At 67.3% G+C, this 16,183-nt stretch carries 18 protein-coding genes; 8 read left to right on the top strand and 10 right to left on the bottom strand.

Annotation, left to right across the window (positions count from 1 at the left end; translation table 11 throughout):
* Window positions 1-82 precede the first annotated feature (82 nt).
* The 4 genes from CDO44_RS23200 to CDO44_RS27505 form a co-directional block, all read right to left on the bottom strand.
* Complete coding sequence (locus CDO44_RS23200) at window positions 83-844, bottom strand: class II aldolase/adducin family protein (RefSeq protein ID WP_087782615.1); 762 nt, start codon at window positions 842-844, stop codon at window positions 83-85.
* 153 nt (window positions 845-997) lie between these two features.
* Entirely contained in the window at window positions 998-1,969 is a 972-nt protein-coding gene (locus tag CDO44_RS23195) for a tripartite tricarboxylate transporter substrate binding protein (protein WP_087782614.1), read from the bottom strand.
* 69 nt (window positions 1,970-2,038) lie between these two features.
* Window positions 2,039-2,602, bottom strand: a complete 564-nt coding sequence (locus CDO44_RS23190; protein WP_158213403.1) for a cupin domain-containing protein — start codon at window positions 2,600-2,602, stop codon at window positions 2,039-2,041.
* 125 nt (window positions 2,603-2,727) lie between these two features.
* Window positions 2,728-3,678 carry a LysR family transcriptional regulator gene (locus tag CDO44_RS27505; protein WP_158213402.1) on the bottom strand — a complete coding sequence of 317 codons (951 nt, stop codon included), beginning with the start codon at window positions 3,676-3,678 and terminating at the stop codon, window positions 2,728-2,730.
* A gap of 125 nt (window positions 3,679-3,803) precedes the next feature.
* Here CDO44_RS27505 and CDO44_RS23175 point away from each other — a divergent pair, with 125 nt between their 5' ends.
* From CDO44_RS23175 to CDO44_RS23160, 4 genes are all read left to right on the top strand, one after another.
* On the top strand, window positions 3,804-4,754 hold the full coding sequence (locus tag CDO44_RS23175; RefSeq protein WP_158213401.1) for an alpha/beta hydrolase: 951 nt from the start codon (window positions 3,804-3,806) through the stop codon (window positions 4,752-4,754).
* Window positions 4,755-4,850: 96 nt separating this feature from the next.
* Window positions 4,851-5,774 (top strand): LysR family transcriptional regulator, encoded by a 924-nt coding sequence (locus tag CDO44_RS23170; RefSeq protein WP_087782611.1) that lies wholly within the window; start codon window positions 4,851-4,853, stop codon window positions 5,772-5,774.
* 320 nt (window positions 5,775-6,094) lie between these two features.
* On the top strand, window positions 6,095-7,069 hold the full coding sequence (locus tag CDO44_RS23165; protein ID WP_158213400.1) for a tripartite tricarboxylate transporter substrate binding protein: 975 nt from the start codon (window positions 6,095-6,097) through the stop codon (window positions 7,067-7,069).
* A gap of 32 nt (window positions 7,070-7,101) precedes the next feature.
* Window positions 7,102-8,094 carry a 4,5-dihydroxyphthalate decarboxylase gene (locus CDO44_RS23160; protein WP_087782609.1) on the top strand — a complete coding sequence of 331 codons (993 nt, stop codon included), beginning with the start codon at window positions 7,102-7,104 and terminating at the stop codon, window positions 8,092-8,094.
* A gap of 57 nt (window positions 8,095-8,151) precedes the next feature.
* Here the strand turns inward: CDO44_RS23160 and CDO44_RS23155 are convergent, their stop codons facing one another.
* Window positions 8,152-9,201, bottom strand: a complete 1,050-nt coding sequence (locus tag CDO44_RS23155; protein WP_198951427.1) for an NADP(H)-dependent aldo-keto reductase — start codon at window positions 9,199-9,201, stop codon at window positions 8,152-8,154.
* Between the two features lie 130 nt (window positions 9,202-9,331).
* Here CDO44_RS23155 and CDO44_RS23150 point away from each other — a divergent pair, with 130 nt between their 5' ends.
* Together CDO44_RS23150 and CDO44_RS23145 are read left to right on the top strand one after the other, a co-directional pair.
* Window positions 9,332-9,673: a YidH family protein gene (locus tag CDO44_RS23150; RefSeq protein WP_087782607.1), complete on the top strand. Its 342-nt coding sequence runs from the start codon at window positions 9,332-9,334 to the stop codon at window positions 9,671-9,673.
* Window positions 9,670-9,978, top strand: coding sequence for a DUF202 domain-containing protein (locus tag CDO44_RS23145; protein ID WP_087782606.1), 309 nt, complete (start codon window positions 9,670-9,672; stop codon window positions 9,976-9,978). Before CDO44_RS23150 ends, CDO44_RS23145 begins: the two co-directional genes overlap by 4 nt.
* A gap of 6 nt (window positions 9,979-9,984) precedes the next feature.
* Here CDO44_RS23145 and CDO44_RS23140 read toward each other — a convergent pair whose 3' ends face one another.
* Together CDO44_RS23140 and CDO44_RS23135 are read right to left on the bottom strand one after the other, a co-directional pair.
* Window positions 9,985-10,821 carry an alpha/beta hydrolase gene (locus CDO44_RS23140; protein WP_158213399.1) on the bottom strand — a complete coding sequence of 279 codons (837 nt, stop codon included), beginning with the start codon at window positions 10,819-10,821 and terminating at the stop codon, window positions 9,985-9,987.
* A 41-nt stretch (window positions 10,822-10,862) separates the two neighbouring features.
* A complete protein-coding gene (locus tag CDO44_RS23135) occupies window positions 10,863-11,822 on the bottom strand; it encodes a tripartite tricarboxylate transporter substrate binding protein (RefSeq protein ID WP_087782604.1) in 960 nt (319 codons plus the stop codon).
* Between the two features lie 96 nt (window positions 11,823-11,918).
* Between CDO44_RS23135 and CDO44_RS23130 the strand changes: the two genes are divergently transcribed.
* Window positions 11,919-12,842, top strand: a complete 924-nt coding sequence (locus CDO44_RS23130) for a LysR family transcriptional regulator (protein ID WP_087782603.1) — start codon at window positions 11,919-11,921, stop codon at window positions 12,840-12,842.
* A gap of 45 nt (window positions 12,843-12,887) precedes the next feature.
* Here the strand turns inward: CDO44_RS23130 and CDO44_RS23125 are convergent, their stop codons facing one another.
* Window positions 12,888-13,532, bottom strand: a complete 645-nt coding sequence (locus tag CDO44_RS23125; protein WP_087782602.1) for a cysteine hydrolase family protein — start codon at window positions 13,530-13,532, stop codon at window positions 12,888-12,890.
* On the opposite strand from CDO44_RS23125, the gene CDO44_RS28260 reads away from it, so the two are divergent.
* A complete protein-coding gene (locus CDO44_RS28260; protein ID WP_255407816.1) occupies window positions 13,531-13,656 on the top strand; it encodes a hypothetical protein in 126 nt (41 codons plus the stop codon). The two genes, CDO44_RS23125 and CDO44_RS28260, sit on opposite strands and share 2 nt — an antisense overlap.
* An 18-nt stretch (window positions 13,657-13,674) precedes the next feature.
* Here CDO44_RS28260 and CDO44_RS23120 read toward each other — a convergent pair whose 3' ends face one another.
* Both CDO44_RS23120 and CDO44_RS23115 read right to left on the bottom strand, forming a co-directional pair.
* On the bottom strand, window positions 13,675-14,784 hold the full coding sequence (locus CDO44_RS23120) for a zinc-binding dehydrogenase (RefSeq protein ID WP_087782601.1): 1,110 nt from the start codon (window positions 14,782-14,784) through the stop codon (window positions 13,675-13,677).
* Window positions 14,785-14,789: 5 nt separating this feature from the next.
* Window positions 14,790-16,088: a Rieske 2Fe-2S domain-containing protein gene (locus CDO44_RS23115; RefSeq protein WP_087782600.1), complete on the bottom strand. Its 1,299-nt coding sequence runs from the start codon at window positions 16,086-16,088 to the stop codon at window positions 14,790-14,792.
* Window positions 16,089-16,183 lie beyond the last annotated feature (95 nt).

Here is a 16,183-nt window from a genome sequence, read left to right as displayed (position 1 = left end):
CGGACCGGCGAAGCCGGATCCGCTGTGCCCTGGATCTGCAAGGGGTGTCTGGTGCGGGGCACCGCGTCCTGCGTGGCTCCGCTTAGTTTCTATAGGAGTTGTCGCGGCGGTCCAGCAGGCGCAGCAGGGCGGGCCATTCGAGCAGGCCGAAGGGACGGCGGGTGGTGGGCTTGTAGAGGTGGTTGGTGAGCTCGACCACTGCGGAGGCGGGCAAGTGCAGGGGAGTATTGCAGGCCATGGCCATTGCTTGCGCCTGGCAGGCGCGCTCCAGCCAGTACATGGCGGTGAAGGCCTCGGGTATGGACGGCCCCACCGTCAGGAGACCGTGGTTGCGCAGGATCATGGCCTGGCTGTCGCCGAGATCGTCGACGATCCGCCGCTGCTCGCCCAGGTCCACCACCACGCCCTCGTACTCGTGCATGGCCACCTTGCCGAAGAACATCGCAGTCTGCGTCAGCGGCAAGAGGCCGCACTCGAGCGCGGATACCGCCATGCCGGCGGGCGTGTGGGTGTGGATCACGCAATCGACGTCCGGCCGCGCCCGGTGCACCGCCGAGTGGATCACGAAGCCCGCATGGTTCACGCCATAGCCCTGGCCGCCGTCGTCCACCACATTGCCGTCCAGATCGATCCTGACCAGGCTGGACGCCGTGATCTCCTCGTAGGCCATTCCGTAGGGGTTGATCAGGAAATGCTCATCCGCGCCCGGCACGCGGGCCGAAATGTGGTTGTAGATCAGGTCGTCCATCCCGAAATGCGCCACCAGCCGATAACACGCCGCCAGATCCACCCGCACCTTCCACTCCGCCTCCCCCACCCCCGCCCGCGTAGTCGTGATATTCATACATCCCTTTCAAAAAAATAGCGTGCGACGCCAACAAAGCCCCGACGCCCCAACCAAGAAGAAGGTACTAGACCCAGGATGCGGTGGATCCGGCTCCGCCGGTCCACCCGCATCGCCCCCTGGGGGGCGCGCGTCAGCGCGTAGGGGGGTCACTCAGTCGATCCGCATGCGCCGGATCACCCCGCCCCACTTATCGATATCCGCCGCGATGATCGCCGCCATTTCCCTGGGCGACGTGGGCCACGCCTGGATGCCCAGGGTGTCGAACTTGCCCGCGGTCTCGGGCAGCGCCAGCACGGCGGCGATCTCCTTGTTCAGCCGTTCGACCACCGCGGGCGGCGTACCCGCGGGCGCTTCCACGCCCTGCCAGCCGTCGGCCTCGAAACCCGGCACCACCTCGGAGATGGCCGGCGTACCGGGCAACGCGGGCAGGCGCTTCCTGCCTGTGCTGCCGAGCGGGATCACCGTACCGGCCTTGACCTGTTCGATCGCGGTGGTGGTGGGCTGGAAGATGAGCGGCACCTGGCCGCCTATGACGTCGACCAGCGCGCCGCTCTTGTAGGGCACGTGGGTCAGGCGCACCCCGGCCAGCGAGGTCATCAGTTCCATGATCACGTGGCCGGCGCCGCCCACGCCCATCGAGGCATAGTTGATCGACCCGGGCCGGGCCTTCGCCGCGGCAATCAGCTCGGCCAACGTACGCTGGGGAAAATCCTTGTTGGCGATGAGCACGTAGGGAACGGCGGCCACGATGCTGACCGGCGCGAAATCCCTGACCGGGTCATAGGGCAGTTTCTTGTAGATGAACTGGTTCATGGTCACGATGGAATTGACCATGAAGAAGATCGTGTGGCCGTCGGGCGGCGCCTTGGCGACCGCCTCGGCCCCCAGCATGCCGCCCGCGCCTGCGCGGTTGTCCACCACGAAGGGCTGGCCCATGCGTTCTGCCAGCTTGCCCGACAGGTAGCGCGCCACGATGTCCGGCGAACTGCCCGCCGGGAACGGCACGATGACCCGCACGGGCTTGGACGGATAGTTTTCCACGGCGCCGGCAGCCATCGCCGCACAGGCCAGCGCAACGGCGCACCATCTTGCCGCCACGCAGGAAATCGAGGTCTTTCTCATTGTCGTCTCCCTCTCACGCCTCCGGCGGCCATGGCGCCGGTCGATGCCGACATCGCCGTGGCGGCGACGTCAGATGACGGATCCTTCCACGTCTTCCGGCATCTTGAAGTTGGGCAGCCGCTTCAAGTTGCCCTTCTCGTCGATCGCGAGTCCGGACTCGGCGGCCGCCCGGTTCAGCACCTCGTCGTGCCAGGTCACCGCCCCGCCGCCGTTGTGCCCGCCCACCAGCGCCAGCATGGTCAGTTCGTGCTCGCCATAGTTGCGGAAACCGCGCATCACGCCGGTGGGCACCGAAATCACGTCCAGCGGTTGCAGCACGATCTCTTCCTTGTCGTCGCCGATCAGCACGTGCACGGGTCCGGTGATGGGAATGAAGACCTCGGCGGTCTTGTGCGCATGCAGGCCGGCGCCGCCGCCCGGCGGCACGACAATGTACGAGATGGTGAATCCGTGGTCCTCGGCGATGGGCGGCTGCATGTCGGCGTTCTCGACCACGCCGCGGCCGATGACCTTCAGGTTCTTCTTCCTGCCTTCGGGCAGCAGCGAATCGACGAAGGCGAGACTGAACGGCTTGAGTTGGGAAAAGCGCGCGACGCGCGTGCGCGCGATGGTGTCTAGCAACGGGCTGGCCATGCATGCTCCTCGACGTGCGCGGCATGGGGATGCGCCGCGATGTCTCATCATGGCCGCGTACGCGGCGCCGATAAATTATCGATTTGCTATGCCCGCGATGCCGCGCCGGCATGGCGCGGCCCATTTCAGGCGCGCGACCCGCGGCGGCGCCCCATGAGCCGGGCTCCCTGCCATTGACCCCGCTCGACCTGCGCCATGATGAGCTCGCGCACCATGGGCAGCACCTCGCTGGCCACCCGCGACAGGGGCCGCGATACCGGCCACGCCAGGCTGCGCTGCAGCCACAGGCCGGAGATGGGCGCGGCCGCCAGGCCCGCCTCCAGCGCGACGCTGGACGGCAGGTACACCGTATAGCCCATGCCCCGGCGTACCAGTTGCGCGGCCAGCGCGAACGCCCCGACTTCCGCCTCGATGCGCAGCGGCACCCGCTGGCGCGCCGCCAGCGCCTCGATCTCGTTGCGTATGCCGGCGCGCGACACGCCGGTCAGGATCAGCGGGAGCCCCCGCAGCTGGCGCACGGGGATCTCGCTGCGCTCGAGCAGCGGATCGCCTTCGCGTCCCACCAGGCACAGCCGGTCTTCGAACAGGGGTTCGACGGCGATCATGTGCGAGGGAGGCGGCGCCGGCGTCGCGCCGCTCAGCAGCGCGATATCGACGGCGTTGTCGCGCAGCATGTCGTGCATGGCGGGACTGAAGGCCTGGACGATGTGCGGCTGGGCCTCGGGAAAGCGCTGCTTGATCGCCATCGTGAGCGAAGCGCCGATGACCGACACGTAGTTGGGCGTCATGCCGATGATGACCGGCCCCGACGGCGGGCCCTGCGTATCGTGCACGTCGCTCCTGAGCTGGTCGAAGCTGCGCAGCAGGTATTGCGCGCGATCCAGCAGGCGCCGCCCTTCCGGCGTAAGGGTGGCGCCGCGCAGGTGGCGTTCGAACAGCCGCACGCCCAGTTCGTCCTCCAGCGCGCGTATCCGCCGGCTGAGCGCGGGCTGCGCCACGAACAGTTGCTGCGCCGCCTTGGAGAAATTCTCGTGCGTCGCGACGGTCACGAAGTACTTAAGCTGACGAATGTCCATGGCGCCTGCCATCCCCCCGGATTCGTTCGCCATACCGCGGCGGCATGGCCCCTGGACCGCGGAAATATGAAGCGGCGGCGAGGGACCGGACCTATGATAATCAAACCGAGACCTGCGCATCCGACATGAAACCCGACGAGACGCTCATCGCCCGGCTGGACCCCGATATCGCGCCGCTCGTCATGCGGATGGTCGAAGCCGAAGCGGGCGCGACGCCGCCGCATCTGCTGGACCCGGCGCAGGTGCGGGCCGCGTTCCTGCGCAGCCGGCGGCCGCTGCGGCGCCCTCCGGTTCCGCTGGACATCGAGGACGTCCGCATCGCGGTCGACGGCGCGCCGCTGGCATTGCGGCTTTACCGGCCGCGCGCGCCGCGGCCTGCCGCCCTGCTCTACATGCACGGCGGCGCGTTCACCAACGGCGACCTCGACAGCCACGATGCCATCTGCTGCATGCTCGCCATGGACGCCGGCGTACTGGTGGCCAGCGTCGATTACCGGGTGCTGCCCGAGCACCGGTTTCCCGCCGCGCTCAACGACACCGTCGGCGCGTTGCGATGGCTGCACGGCCATGCCGCCGCGCTGGGCGCGGACCCCGCGCGCCTGGCCGCCGGCGGCGACAGCTCGGGCGCCAACCTGGCGCTGGCGGCCGCGCTCGAAACCCGCGGAACGATCGCGCTGCGGGCCATGTGGCTGGCCTATCCCATCATCGGCATCGATTTCGACACGCCCTCGTACCGGGAGAACGCCAACGCGCCGCTGCTTACCCGCGCCCGCTGCCAACGCATCCTGCGCGACTACCTGGGCCGCGAACCGGACGCACGCGACTGGCGGGCCGCGCCCCTGCTGGCGCCGGATCTCGCCGGCCTGCCGCCCGCGGTAGCGGTGGCCGCCGACCTGGATCCGCTGCGCAGCGACGCGGAGATCCTGGCCGACCGGCTGGGGGCGGCCGGCACCGCATGCGAACTGGTGCGGGCGAACGGCATGCCGCACGGCTTCCTGCGATGGATCGGCGATAGCCGGGCCAGCCGCCGCATCGCCCGCGAAAGCGCCTCCGCGCTTGCCCGCCTGCTGGCCTGAACCGCGGCGGACCCGGTACCGATAAAATCGGGGAGTCGCCGCTCTCCGCGCCCGCTCGCCTTCCCGCCGCGGCCGCCTCCGCCAAAGAAGACCGCCGTGGAACTCCGCCAGATCCAGTATTTCATCTGCCTATTCGAGGAAGGCACCGTCACCGGCGCGGCGCGCCGCGTGAACGTCGTGCAGCCGGCGCTCAGCGCGCAGATCGTCAAGCTGGAAGAAGAGCTCGGCCAGAAGCTGTTCGTCCGCAGCGCCCGGGGCATGGAACCCACCGAGGCGGGCCGGCGCATGTACCAGCTGTACCTGCCCATCCTGCGCGACCTCGCCCACGCGCGCGAACAGATGACTTTGCGCGGCGGCGAGGTAGGCGGCGAGGTCGTGGTGGGCATGATTTCGTCGCTGGCCGAAAGCGTGCTGAGCGAAGCGCTCATCGACTTCGCGCGCGCCTATCCCAAGGTCAACATCACCGTCACCAACGGCCCCCTGCTGGATTGGGTGGCGGCCGGCAAGATCGACGCCGCCATCGTCGACAAGCCGCGCCGGCCTTTCTCCCTGAGCGTCGAGCCCATCATCGACGAAGAGCTCGTGCTGGCGGGACCGGATGACGATGCGGTCCCCGCCGCCCTGCCCTTGTCGGCCGCGGCCGCCCTGCCCCTGGTATTCACGCCGCGCGAGCACAACCTGCGCGAGATCCTGGAAGACTACGCGCGCCAGGAGAACCTGGTGTTCAAGCCCGTCTTCGAGATCTACTCGATGACGGCGCTGCTCAACCTCGTCGAGGACGCGAACCTCTACGCCATCCTGCCTCGTTCCGTCGTCCGCCGCCACGCCCGCCGCGCATCGCTGCGCATCCGCACCATCGAGGCTCCCGCCATGACGCGGCAGATCGTCTGCGTGACTCATCCGCGCCGGCCCTTGAACACGGCATCGGCGCTGTTCGTGGAAGCGCTGCGCAATCACATACGCGGGCAGTCCGACGGCGCTCGCGCTTTCCCCGCACCGGCCACCGGGAAAGACGCGTAGCCAGCCGAGCCGCTACGGCAGTCCCGCCCCCGCGGCGATATCGATCGGTGATGGCTGCGATCAGTATTAATCATGGCCTCCGGCCGGTTCGAAGGCCGCTTCCCGCCTTAGAATTTCCGCAACGCCGCACGCCCCCGCCAGGCGACGATCCGCAACGCCGCACGCCCCCGCCAGGCGACGATCCGCGGCGCCCCAAGCCGCACCGGGCGTGGCTTTCCACGCGCCGGCGCGCACATTCCCCTCATCCATGAAGCGGCCGTGTCCTGCGTGGCATGGGGAGTTTTGTTCGAATCATTGCAGAAGTACCGAAGGAGACTTGCATGAAAGCACCGGCACGCGCCTTGTTTGCCGCATTGTCCATGGCCGTGGCGGCCGCCTCGCCCGTCGCGATGGCGGACAACTATCCCTCCAAGCCCGTGCGCGTCATCGTGCCCGTCACCGCGGGGGGTGGAGTGGATACCGCCGCGCGCCTGGTCGCCACCCACCTGCGGTCCGAACTGGGCCAGACGTTCGTGGTGGAGAACAAGCCGGGCGCCGGCGGCAACATCGGCCTGGACCAGCTGGCGAAGGCGCCGGCCGACGGCTATACGCTGGCCATCATCCCCAACACCATGACCATCAACCATACGTTGATGAGCAAGCTGCCGTTCGACACGCTCAAGAGCTTCGCGCCGGTGGTGCAGATCGGCACGACGCCCGCCGTGCTGGGCGCGCGCGCCGACCTGGCGCCCAAGTCGCTCAAGGACCTGGTGGCCTACGCCAAGAGCCACCCGGGCAAGCTTTCGTACGCCGGCTGCGACACCGGCTCGGCCCTGCACCTGGCGGGCGAGATGTTCAAGCAGCAGGCCGACGTGGACATCACCCACGTGCCGTACAAGGGCTGCTCGGACTCCGTGCCCAACGTGCTGGGCGGCCAGGTGGACCTGATCTTCATCACGCTGACCAACATCGCCGGCTACCTCAAGGACGGCCGCATGCGCGTCTACGCCGTCGCGGCGGACAAGCGCACGCCCTACGCGCCCGAGCTGCCCACCGGCGCCGAGCAAGGTTTCCCGGGCTTCAACATCGACATCTGGTATGGCATGCTGGCTCCCGCCGGCACGCCGCGCGAGATCGTCGCCAAGCTCAACGGGGCGGTGAACGCCGTCCTGAAGAAACCCGAGGTGCAGGCTTCGCTGGCCACCAGCTACCTGACGCCGGTAGGCGGCACGCCCGAGCAATTCGGCCAGAAGATCCGTTCCGACATCGACCGCTACGGCGCCGTCATCAAGAAAGCCGGCATCCGCATCGAATAACTTCGTCCACCGTTCACTTTATCGAGATCGCCATGTCCAAACTGAGACTTTCGCTGGGTTGCTGGGACTACGACCGTACCCGCGCGCTGATGGACGGTACCGTCGTTGCCGACGGCATCGACCTGAACTACCTGAACATGCCGGTGGAGGAGACCTTCTTCCGCATGCTGCGGCACCGCGAGTTCGACGTGGCCGAGATGTCGCTGTCGTCCTATACCGTGTCGCTGTTCAAGCCCGAGAAGCCTTTCATCGCCATTCCGGTCTTCCCGTCGCGCTTCTTCCGCCACTCCTGCATCTACGTGAACGCGGATGCCGGCATCCGCGAACCCAAGGACCTGATCGGCAAACGCATCGGCACGCCCGAATACCAGATGACGGCGCCGGTGTGGATACGCGGCATCCTGGACGAGCACTATGGCGTGCCGGTCGACAGCGTCACCTACGTCACCGGCGGCGAGGAGGAGCCGGGCCGCCCCGAAAAGCTCAAGCTCGACCTGCCGCCGAACATCAAGATCGAGCAGATCGGTCCCACGCAAACGCTGTCGCAGATGCTGCTGGACGGCGAGATCGACGCCCTGCACACCGCGCGCATGCCGTCCACCTTCCTGACCGGCAAGGGCAAGGTCAAGCGCCTGTTCCCCGACTTCGAGGCGGTCGAGCGCGACTACTTCCGCAAGACGGGCATCTTCCCCATCATGCACACGGTGGTCATCCGCCGCGAGATCTACGAAGCCAACCGCTGGGTCGCGCAGTCGCTGTACAAGGCCTTCGCTCAGGCGCAACAGGTGGCCTACCAGAACCTGCGCGAGACCGCCGCGCTCAAGATCATGCATCCCTGGCTGCTGGGCAACATGGAGGAAGTGGTCAAGGAAATGGGCGAGGACTTCTGGGCCTACGGCTTCGAGAACAACCGCAAGACGCTGGAGACTTTCCTGCGCTATCACCACGAAGGCGGGTTGTCGAAGAAGCTGCTGACGCCCGAAGATCTGTTCGCGCCCGAGACGTTCGAGGCGTTCAAGATCTGAGCGGCCGCGGCGCCCTCGGGGGCGCCGCGCGTCGCAAGAGGAGCCGGCCGCCCGCGCTCAGGGGCAGGGATTGGGCTGGCTGCGGTGGATGCGCTCGATACCCTCGAGCACTTCGGGCGGCAGCGTGATCTGCGCGCTGGCGATGTTTTCCTGGAGCTGCGCCATCGTCGTCGCGCCGATCAGGTTGCTGGCGACGAACGGCCGGCTGTTCACCCAGGCCAGGGCCATCTGCGCCGGCGACAGGCCGTGGTCGCGCGCGAGCTGGACGTACTGCCGCGCGGCCGATTCCGCCTCGCGCCCATCGTAGCGGGTAAAGCGCGTGAACAGCGTCAGCCGGGCGCCCTCGGGCCGCGCACCGTCGAGGTACTTGCCCGACAGCACGCCCATTCCCAGCGGCGAATAAGCGAGCAGGCTGACGTCTTCGAAGTGCGTGAACTCGGATAACCCGATCTCGAACACACGGTTGAGCAGGTTGTAGGGATTCTGGATGGACGCGATGCGCGGCAAGCCCCTGGTCTCGGACAGCTTGAGGAATTGCGCCACGCCCCACGGCGTCTCGTTCGATACGCCGACGTGCCGGACCTTGCCCGCGCGCACGAAGTCCTGCAGCACCGACAGCGTCTCTTCGATCGGCACGGTGTAGTCGTCCTTCACCCACGGGTAGGCGAGCTGGCCGAACGTGGCCGTGGTGCGGTCTGGCCAGTGCAGCTGGTAGAGGTCGATGTAGTCGGTCTGCAGGCGCTTGAGGCTGTCGTCCAGGGCGGCCGTCAGGTTCTTGCGGTCCAGGAAAGGCTTGCCGTCGCGGATGTGGCCGGGACGCTTGGCATCGCGCAGGGGCCCGGCAACCTTGCTGGTCAGCACGATGTCGTGCCGGCGGCCGGTCTTGGCCAGCCACGTGCCGATGTAGGATTCGGTGCGCCCCTGGGTCTCGGCCTTGGGTGGCACAGGATACATCTCGGCGGTGTCCACGAGGTTCACGCCCTGCCCCAGCGCATAGTCCAGCTGCCCGTGCGCGTCGGCCTCGCTGTTCTGTTCTCCCCATGTCATGGTGCCCAGCCCGATCACGCTGACTTCTAGATCGGTGCGGCCAAGTTTGCGGTATTCCACGTGCATGCTCCGGTTGTCGATGATGCCCTGTCCAAGATTACCGCAACGCCGCTTGCACCCGCATGAACGCCGGGCCGGAGAGACCTAAAATAGCGGGCGACACCGGATCGACACCGCAGGAACCCCGAGCATGCAAGAAAACGAAGGCCACGAGCCCGACTATCGCTTCACGCTGGCCAACGAGCGCACCTTCCTGGCGTGGATACGGACGGCGCTGGCGGTGCTGGCAGGCGCCATCCTGCTCCACCAGTTCGGCGGGACGGTCCGGCCGCACTGGCCGCTCATCGCGCTGAGCGCGGCCATGACGCTGGCCGGCCTCGTATTCTGCAGCGGCGCCTATTTCCAATGGAAGGCGAACCAGCAGGCCATGCGCCATTCGCGGCCCCTGCCCCGTTCCACGCTCATTCCTCTCGCGGCCGGCATCACGATGCTCGTTGCCGCGGTGGCGGGCGTCTTCGTGCTGATCCAATGAGCCCGCAACAGGATCCCGGGCTCCAGCCGCAGCGGACCGCCCTCGCGTGGGGCCGCACGGGGCTCTCCATGGCGGCCGTGGCGTTGCTGGTGCTGCGGGCGGGCGTACAGGGGCATCGTCCCGCTGTCCTGGCCGTGGGAACGCTGGACATGGCCTGCGCCGTCCTGCTTTGCCTGGCCGCGGGCTGGCGCCGGTCGGCCCTGGGCCGGGAAGCGATCCGTCCGGTGCCCCCGGCATGGATGGCAGGCATTTCCGCCGCCGTCGCGCTCGCCTGCCTGGCCGGCGCCTGGCTGGTACTGCAGTAACTGCCGCTACGAGAGCTGCCGGGCCAGCCAATCCGACAACGCATCGGCCACGCGCTGGTGCCGGTCGCCGTACATGTGATCCGCGCCCTCCACGGTTACCCGCGCCACGGATTCGGCTGCGGTCAATGCGCGCTCCATGTCGCGCGCGAAACCGAGCTGCGGTTTTTCCTCCGAGCCCGCCAGCAGGAAGACCGGCAACCGGAATTCCGAAGCGAAGCGGAGCGCCGTGGTGGAAGCGTCGGGACCATACTTGTTGAGGTAGGTGCGCGCACTCATCAGCCCGCGCAGGGCCGGCGTGTTGGTGGGCATCTCGACTTCCATCAGCTCGCTGCCGCGGTCCTGGGCGATGAGCTCCCTGCAGCGCGCCAGCAGCGCTTCGTGGGCAGGCCAGTCCCATTCCTGCTCGTCCGGCAGGCGCGGCGACGAAAGCATGACCAGCGCCGCGACCTGCCCGGTTCCGAGACGGCGGCACGCGAACGCGGCTTTCAGGCCGCCGAGGCTGTGACCGCCCAGCACCACGCGCCCATGGCCACGCGCAGCCAGCCAGTCGAGCGCCGCCTCGAAGTCCAGCGCGCTTTCCTCGAATATTTCGTGGGCGGCTCCCAGCCAGCGCCTGTCGATGGGGTTGGAGGTTACCCAGTCATGGCCGCGGTTGTTGAGGAGCGCCACGCCGTGGCCGCGCGCATGCAGGTGCTCGGCCACGGTCCACAAGGGCGTCGTGACGAAATTGTTGGCAACGCCGTGCGTCAGCAACAGCACTGGCGCACCCTCGTCGGCGGGGGCAAAGAAGGCGAGATGCAGCAAGACCCCGTCGCGCGTGGTCAGCGGATGAATCGTCGGCATGGCATGAACCGGAGAAAGTGGATGGAAAGAACGGTCGCTGGCTAGTCCACCTGGATGCCGGCCCGCCGAACGACTTGCGTCCATCGGTCCAGGTCTTCGCGCGTCAAGCGGGCGAACTCATCCGACGCCCCGCCGGTGGCCGTCAGGCCCTGGCGCGAGAAGACTTCCCGCACGGCATCGATGCGCAGGATTTCGTTGACGTCCTCGTTCAGCTTCCTGACGATGGCGGCCGGCGTTCCCCTGGGCGCATACATGCCGTACCAGATATCGCCATCGAGTTTGATGTCCACCGCCTCGGACAGGGACGGCACGTCGGGCGTGACATCGGACCGTTCCAGGCCGCCTGAGGCGAGCAGCACCAGCCGGTTCTCGCGCACGTGCGGCAGCGCGACGTGGATGGGGAAGAACATCACCTTCACGTGTCCGCCCAGCAAGGCCTGCAGCGCGCCCCCGGTGGTCGAGAACGGAACGTGCGTGAGATTGGCGTGGGTAGCCTGCTTGAACAGTTCCATGGCCAGATGGTGAGGCGTGCCGTTGCCGGGCGAACCATAGTTGATGGCGCCCGGCGTCTTCCTGGCCGCGGCGACCAGTTCCTTGGCGGTCTTCACGCCCAAGGTGGGATGAGCCACCAGCGTCAGGCGCCCGATGGCGAGGGGCAAGACCGCGTCGAGTCCGTTGACCGGGTCGTAGGGGGCTTGCGGACGCAGGCTCTTGTTGATGACGGGGGTGTTGGCCGTCACCATCAAGGTGTAGCCGTCGGGCGCCGACTTCTGGACGTGCTCGGTTCCTATGGCGGTGCTGGCGCCGGGCCGGTTCTCGACGATGACCGGCGTCTTCCATTTCTCGGCCAGCCGCTGGCCGAGCGTGCGCGCGAGGATGTCGGCACCGGTGCCGGGATCATAGGGCACGACGATGCGGACCAGGCGCTCCGGATAACTGGCGTGGGCAACCCCGGCCAGCGCGGCCAGCATTGCCAGGACGGCCGTCAGCATGCGTCTCATACCCCTGCTCCGTCGAATGTGATCGAGCGATGCATTGAAAACCAGGGCGTCGCGGATAACAATCCGGACTTCGGAATGAATTCATAAGTGGCCGGTATGAATGTCAGCATTCGCCAGTTGTCCGCTTTCGTCCAAGTGGCGCGGCTGCGCAGCTTCACGCGCGCCGCCGAACAGCTGCACATCACCCAGGCGGGGCTCAGCAGCATGATGCGCGAGCTGGAGGCGCAACTGGGATTCCGGCTGCTCAATCGCACCACGCGCTCCGTGGCGCTTACCCCGGCTGGCGAACGGTTCTATCCGGTCGCGGCGCAGTTCTCCGAGCAATTGGCCGGCACCGTCGAAGCCATCGACCGATGGGAAAACCAGCGCCAGAAGAAGGTGCGCGTGGCCTGCACGCCCATGCTGGCCTCGACGCTGCTGCCCTTCATCCACAACGCGTTCGGGCCGCACCAGGCAGAGATCGCCGTCGAGTACTCGGATGCCGAAGCCACCCAGATCCTCGCTCGCCTGGACGAAGGAAGCATCGATTGCGGCATCGGCTTCTTCTACAAGCCGATCGCCGGCTACGCGCGTACCCTGATCTGCCAGACGCGGCTGATTTATGTGCGGGCACCGGCACGCGCCGCCCGCCGCTCGAGCAAGGCCATGGCGCCGTTGCGGTGGGAGGAACTGCTCTATACCCCCCTGCTGCGCCTCGAGAGCCACAGCGCGATACAGCAGGCCATCGACAAGCAACTGACCGCCATTGGCCGGTCGCCCCATGCGCAGAACAGCGTCGTGCTCAGCCACATCGAGACCGTGCTGGCGATGGCCGCCAGCGGAGCGGGAGGCGCCATCCTTCCCTCGCTGGCGCTCGAGCGCTGCCGCCAGTACCAGCTCGAGACCTTCCTGCTGGAGGAGCCTCCCGTGAACGTGGGGGTCTACCTCATCACCGACCGCGGCCGCATCCCCCGCCATGGCGATTCGGAAGCGTGCTCGGCCCTGATCCAGTCGATCCGCTCGTTCATCGACGAGCGGTGAAGGCGGCAACCGCGGAGCGGCCTGCGCCGCCCGCGGGCCGCGGCATTATCCGCGCCCCTTCTCCACCAGCGACTTGAACTCCTCCACGTTCATCACGTGTGCGGTCGAGAACGCCAGTATCGTCAAGGTCGCCTTGTGCACCTCGGCCGCGCTCATTGCTCCCCAGCCCACGTCGGGATAATCGAAGGTGCCGGTCGCGTCGGCCAGGAACGCGACCTTGTAGTTGTGGAACATGGCGTCGCGCGCAGTGGCATGGCAGCAGTTCTCGGTGGTGGTGCCCGAGATCACGACGTTCCGTATGCCCCACTCGCGCAGGATGATGTCGAGATCGGTGCCGTAGAAGCCGCTGTAGCGATGCTTCTTGATCACGTGCTCGCCTTCGGCAGGCGCAAGTTCGGGATAGATGTCGGCCCCGGCCGTGCCGTCGACCAGTGATGAATGATCGGCGATGGGGGAGTACAGGTCGCGGAACAGCCCCATGTCGCAGCCGTCGTCGCGATGCACGTGCGCGGTGTAGAGGACGCGGATGCCCTGCTCGCGGCAGAAGCGCAGCGTCTGGGCCAGTTTGCCCACCATCTCCTTGGCTTGCCGGGACTGCAGCTTGGCGCCGTCGGCAACGAAATCGTTTTGCATGTCGACCACGATCATCGCGGTCTGGCTGGGATCGATGCGGTCAAAGCGGTAGGGCATGGCAGTCTCCTTGATCGTGCCGCCGGCGCCGGCCGGCGTGTCGGGCGAGCCCGTCGAGTATGGCTCATGCACGGATCAAGTCAATGCCATGCCCGGCTATACGGGCTATCACCCCGATGAATGACACCCTCGCCTCGGCTGCTCAATTCCAGGGATCGATGGTCATGTGGATCGCGCCCTCCACGCCCTGGCCGGCCAGGCTGCGCAAGGCCAGGTCGGTATCCTCCAGTCCGAAGGCGTGGGTGCTCATCTGCCTGACGCCGTGCCGGTCGCCGGCGATGAGCTGCAGCGCGAGCTCCACCGATTCGTAGCTGTGGCCGCGCATGCCCTTGACGGTCAGGAAGCGGGCGATGATGCGGTCGCTGTCGAACTCGGGAATGCGGCGGCGCTTCTGCCCCCCGAGGATGACGCGGCCGCGCTTGCGTGCCAGCTGGATCGCGGTGCCGACGGATTCCGTCCCGCCGGCCGCGCAATCGATGACCAGGTCCGCCATCTGTCCGCCGGTCAGGTCGGCCACGGTTTCGAGCAGGTCCTGCGACTCGATGTCGATGGTGTAGTGCGCGCCCAGTTCACGCGCCAGCGCCAGGCGCCTGGCATCGGTCTCGTTCGATAGCCCGGTGACGATGATGCGTTCGGCCCCCGCTTCGCGCGCCGCCACCACGCACGAGAGCCCTTGCTGCCCGGGGCCTTGGATGAGCACCGTCTGGCCCGGCCCTGCGCCGCCCTGCAGGTACGTCCACTCGATGCCGTTGGCAAGCGGCAGCGCGAGCGCCGCATGGCGCGGCGATACGCCCGAGGGCACGCGGTGGAACACCGTGTTCAAGTGCAGGTACTGGTACTGGCTGAAGCCGCCCCATAGTCCCGGCGCCACCGACAGGCCGGTGGCGCCGTAGCGCAGGCCGCCCAGCCGCCAGTCGGTGGCGTCGCACAACCGGAATTCGCCGCTGCGGCAGAACTCGCAGTGGCCGCAGGGCAGGTACTCTTCGAGCGCCACCAGGTCGCCTTCCTGCACCCCCCATTTGGCGCGCGCGACGTCGCCCAGCTCGGCCACGTGGCCGACGGTCTCATGGCCGAGTACCAGCGGGCCGCGGCTGGGCGGCAATTGCTGGTAGTAGGGCCAGTCGCTGCCGCACACGCCGGTGACGGCGACCTTGAGCAGGCCGCTGGTCTCCGACGTGGATGGCGCCGCCAGCTCCCGCAGCTCGGTCTTGCCTGCTTCCACCGCCACGGCGGCTCGTACGGTAAGCGCCATGGTCGCTACACCGACGCGTGGGGCTGGCCCGGCTGCACCGTCAGCGCCTCGGCCGCCGCTTCCTTGAAGGACTGGTCGCGCGGCAGGATGACCGCGGCCGAGCGCACGTGATGCGCCGAAGGATGGGTGCCCGGAGGCGCGACGCCCTCTTCGGCCAGCGCCTTGACCGCCTTCATCAGCGCACGCCGCATCTTCACGATGCCATTGTCGGTCGAGGTCAGGTGCTCCTTGGTGCGGTCCTGGATGGGGCCCATGCTCTCCTGCAGCGAGGCGTCCTGCATGCCTATGCCTTCCACGCCGCTGAAGGTCTTGCCCGCTTTCTGCGCGGCGCGGTCCATCAGGTAGTCGTTGTCCTTGTTCTGCAAGGGCCTGAAGGTGCCCGGCACGTAGCGCACGTGGATGCCCTTGCCGTCCTCCATGGCCCGGACCTCGGCCTCGGTGAGCGGACGCGCGGCATGGTAGTCGAAGCTCCATGCCCAGCAGTTCTCGTCATCGATGGGCACCCAGAAGTGGCCGTGCACGGGATGGTCGCCGCGCGGCGGCACCATGGTGAAACACGGCATCAGCCAGGGCGTGATGCGCCAGTAGTAGGTGTCCTCGTCGGCATTGCGGCGCACGCCCACGAGCAGGCCGGTATCGGTGTCGACCACCTCGAACACGGGGCGCAGGTCCTTGAAGTTGTACTGGTTGCCCGCCGCGCCCTTGAACAGCGGATCGGACTTCAGGCTGTCGCGGTGCAGCCACGAGACATGGCTGGAATCGATGCCGCCTTCGAGCGCCTGCAGCCAGTTGTTTTCCTGGATGCGCTTGGAGATGAAGCGCTGGTTCTCCGGCACCATGGCGAACTCGTATTCGGGCAGGGGCGGCTGGTGTTCGGGCGGCCCCATGTAGGTCCACAGAATGCCGCCGCGCTCGACCAGGGGATAGGCGGTGAGCTTGATGCGATCGCGAAAGCCGCTGTCTTCCGGTTCGGAAGGCACGTCCAGGCATTGGCCATCCACGCTGTATTTCCAGCCGTGGTAGGGGCACCGTATGCCGCCGCCCTGCCCTTTCTCGTCGTAGCGGCCGAACCAGAGCGACACGCCCCGATGGGCACAGAACTCGTCGATGAGGCCCAGGTTGTCTTCCTCGTCGCGGATGGCAAGCAGCCGTTCGGACAGCAGCTTGACGCGCACCGGCTCGCAGCCCGGTTCGGGCAGTTCACGGCTGAGCAACACCGGCAGCCAATAGCGTCGGAACAATTCGCCCAGAGGCGTACCCGGCCCCGACTGGGTGAGCAAATCGTTCTGTTCCTTCTTCAGCATTCAAGTCCCCTCGTTGCGAATCGTTCCGTATAAAGGAACGTTGTTCCTTGATAGGAAACGAAGTTATCATTCGCTCGAACAGGATGTCAATCCGG

This window comes from Pigmentiphaga sp. NML080357, from assembly GCF_002188465.1.
Classification (GTDB): domain Bacteria; phylum Pseudomonadota; class Gammaproteobacteria; order Burkholderiales; family Burkholderiaceae_B; genus Pigmentiphaga.
This window is presented reverse-complemented; position numbering and strand designations above follow the sequence as displayed.

Excerpts from the sequence above, each read along its gene's own strand:
- CDO44_RS23200 (WP_087782615.1), bottom strand. The coding sequence starts at position 844 with ATGAATATCACGACTACGCGGGCGGGGGTGGGGGAGGCGGAGTGGAAG.
- CDO44_RS23195 (WP_087782614.1), bottom strand. The coding sequence starts at position 1,969 with ATGAGAAAGACCTCGATTTCCTGCGTGGCGGCAAGATGGTGCGCCGTT.
- CDO44_RS23190 (WP_158213403.1), bottom strand. The coding sequence starts at position 2,602 with ATGGCCAGCCCGTTGCTAGACACCATCGCGCGCACGCGCGTCGCGCGC.
- CDO44_RS27505 (WP_158213402.1), bottom strand. The coding sequence starts at position 3,678 with ATGGACATTCGTCAGCTTAAGTACTTCGTGACCGTCGCGACGCACGAG.
- CDO44_RS23175 (WP_158213401.1), top strand. The coding sequence starts at position 3,804 with ATGAAACCCGACGAGACGCTCATCGCCCGGCTGGACCCCGATATCGCG.
- CDO44_RS23165 (WP_158213400.1), top strand. The coding sequence starts at position 6,095 with ATGAAAGCACCGGCACGCGCCTTGTTTGCCGCATTGTCCATGGCCGTG.
- CDO44_RS23160 (WP_087782609.1), top strand. The coding sequence starts at position 7,102 with ATGTCCAAACTGAGACTTTCGCTGGGTTGCTGGGACTACGACCGTACC.
- CDO44_RS23150 (WP_087782607.1), top strand. The coding sequence starts at position 9,332 with ATGCAAGAAAACGAAGGCCACGAGCCCGACTATCGCTTCACGCTGGCC.
- CDO44_RS23145 (WP_087782606.1), top strand. The coding sequence starts at position 9,670 with ATGAGCCCGCAACAGGATCCCGGGCTCCAGCCGCAGCGGACCGCCCTC.
- CDO44_RS23140 (WP_158213399.1), bottom strand. The coding sequence starts at position 10,821 with ATGCCGACGATTCATCCGCTGACCACGCGCGACGGGGTCTTGCTGCAT.
- CDO44_RS23135 (WP_087782604.1), bottom strand. The coding sequence starts at position 11,822 with ATGAGACGCATGCTGACGGCCGTCCTGGCAATGCTGGCCGCGCTGGCC.
- CDO44_RS23130 (WP_087782603.1), top strand. The coding sequence starts at position 11,919 with ATGAATGTCAGCATTCGCCAGTTGTCCGCTTTCGTCCAAGTGGCGCGG.
- CDO44_RS28260 (WP_255407816.1), top strand. The coding sequence starts at position 13,531 with ATGGCAGTCTCCTTGATCGTGCCGCCGGCGCCGGCCGGCGTGTCGGGC.
- CDO44_RS23125 (WP_087782602.1), bottom strand. The coding sequence starts at position 13,532 with ATGCCCTACCGCTTTGACCGCATCGATCCCAGCCAGACCGCGATGATC.
- CDO44_RS23120 (WP_087782601.1), bottom strand. The coding sequence starts at position 14,784 with ATGGCGCTTACCGTACGAGCCGCCGTGGCGGTGGAAGCAGGCAAGACC.
- CDO44_RS23115 (WP_087782600.1), bottom strand. The coding sequence starts at position 16,088 with ATGCTGAAGAAGGAACAGAACGATTTGCTCACCCAGTCGGGGCCGGGT.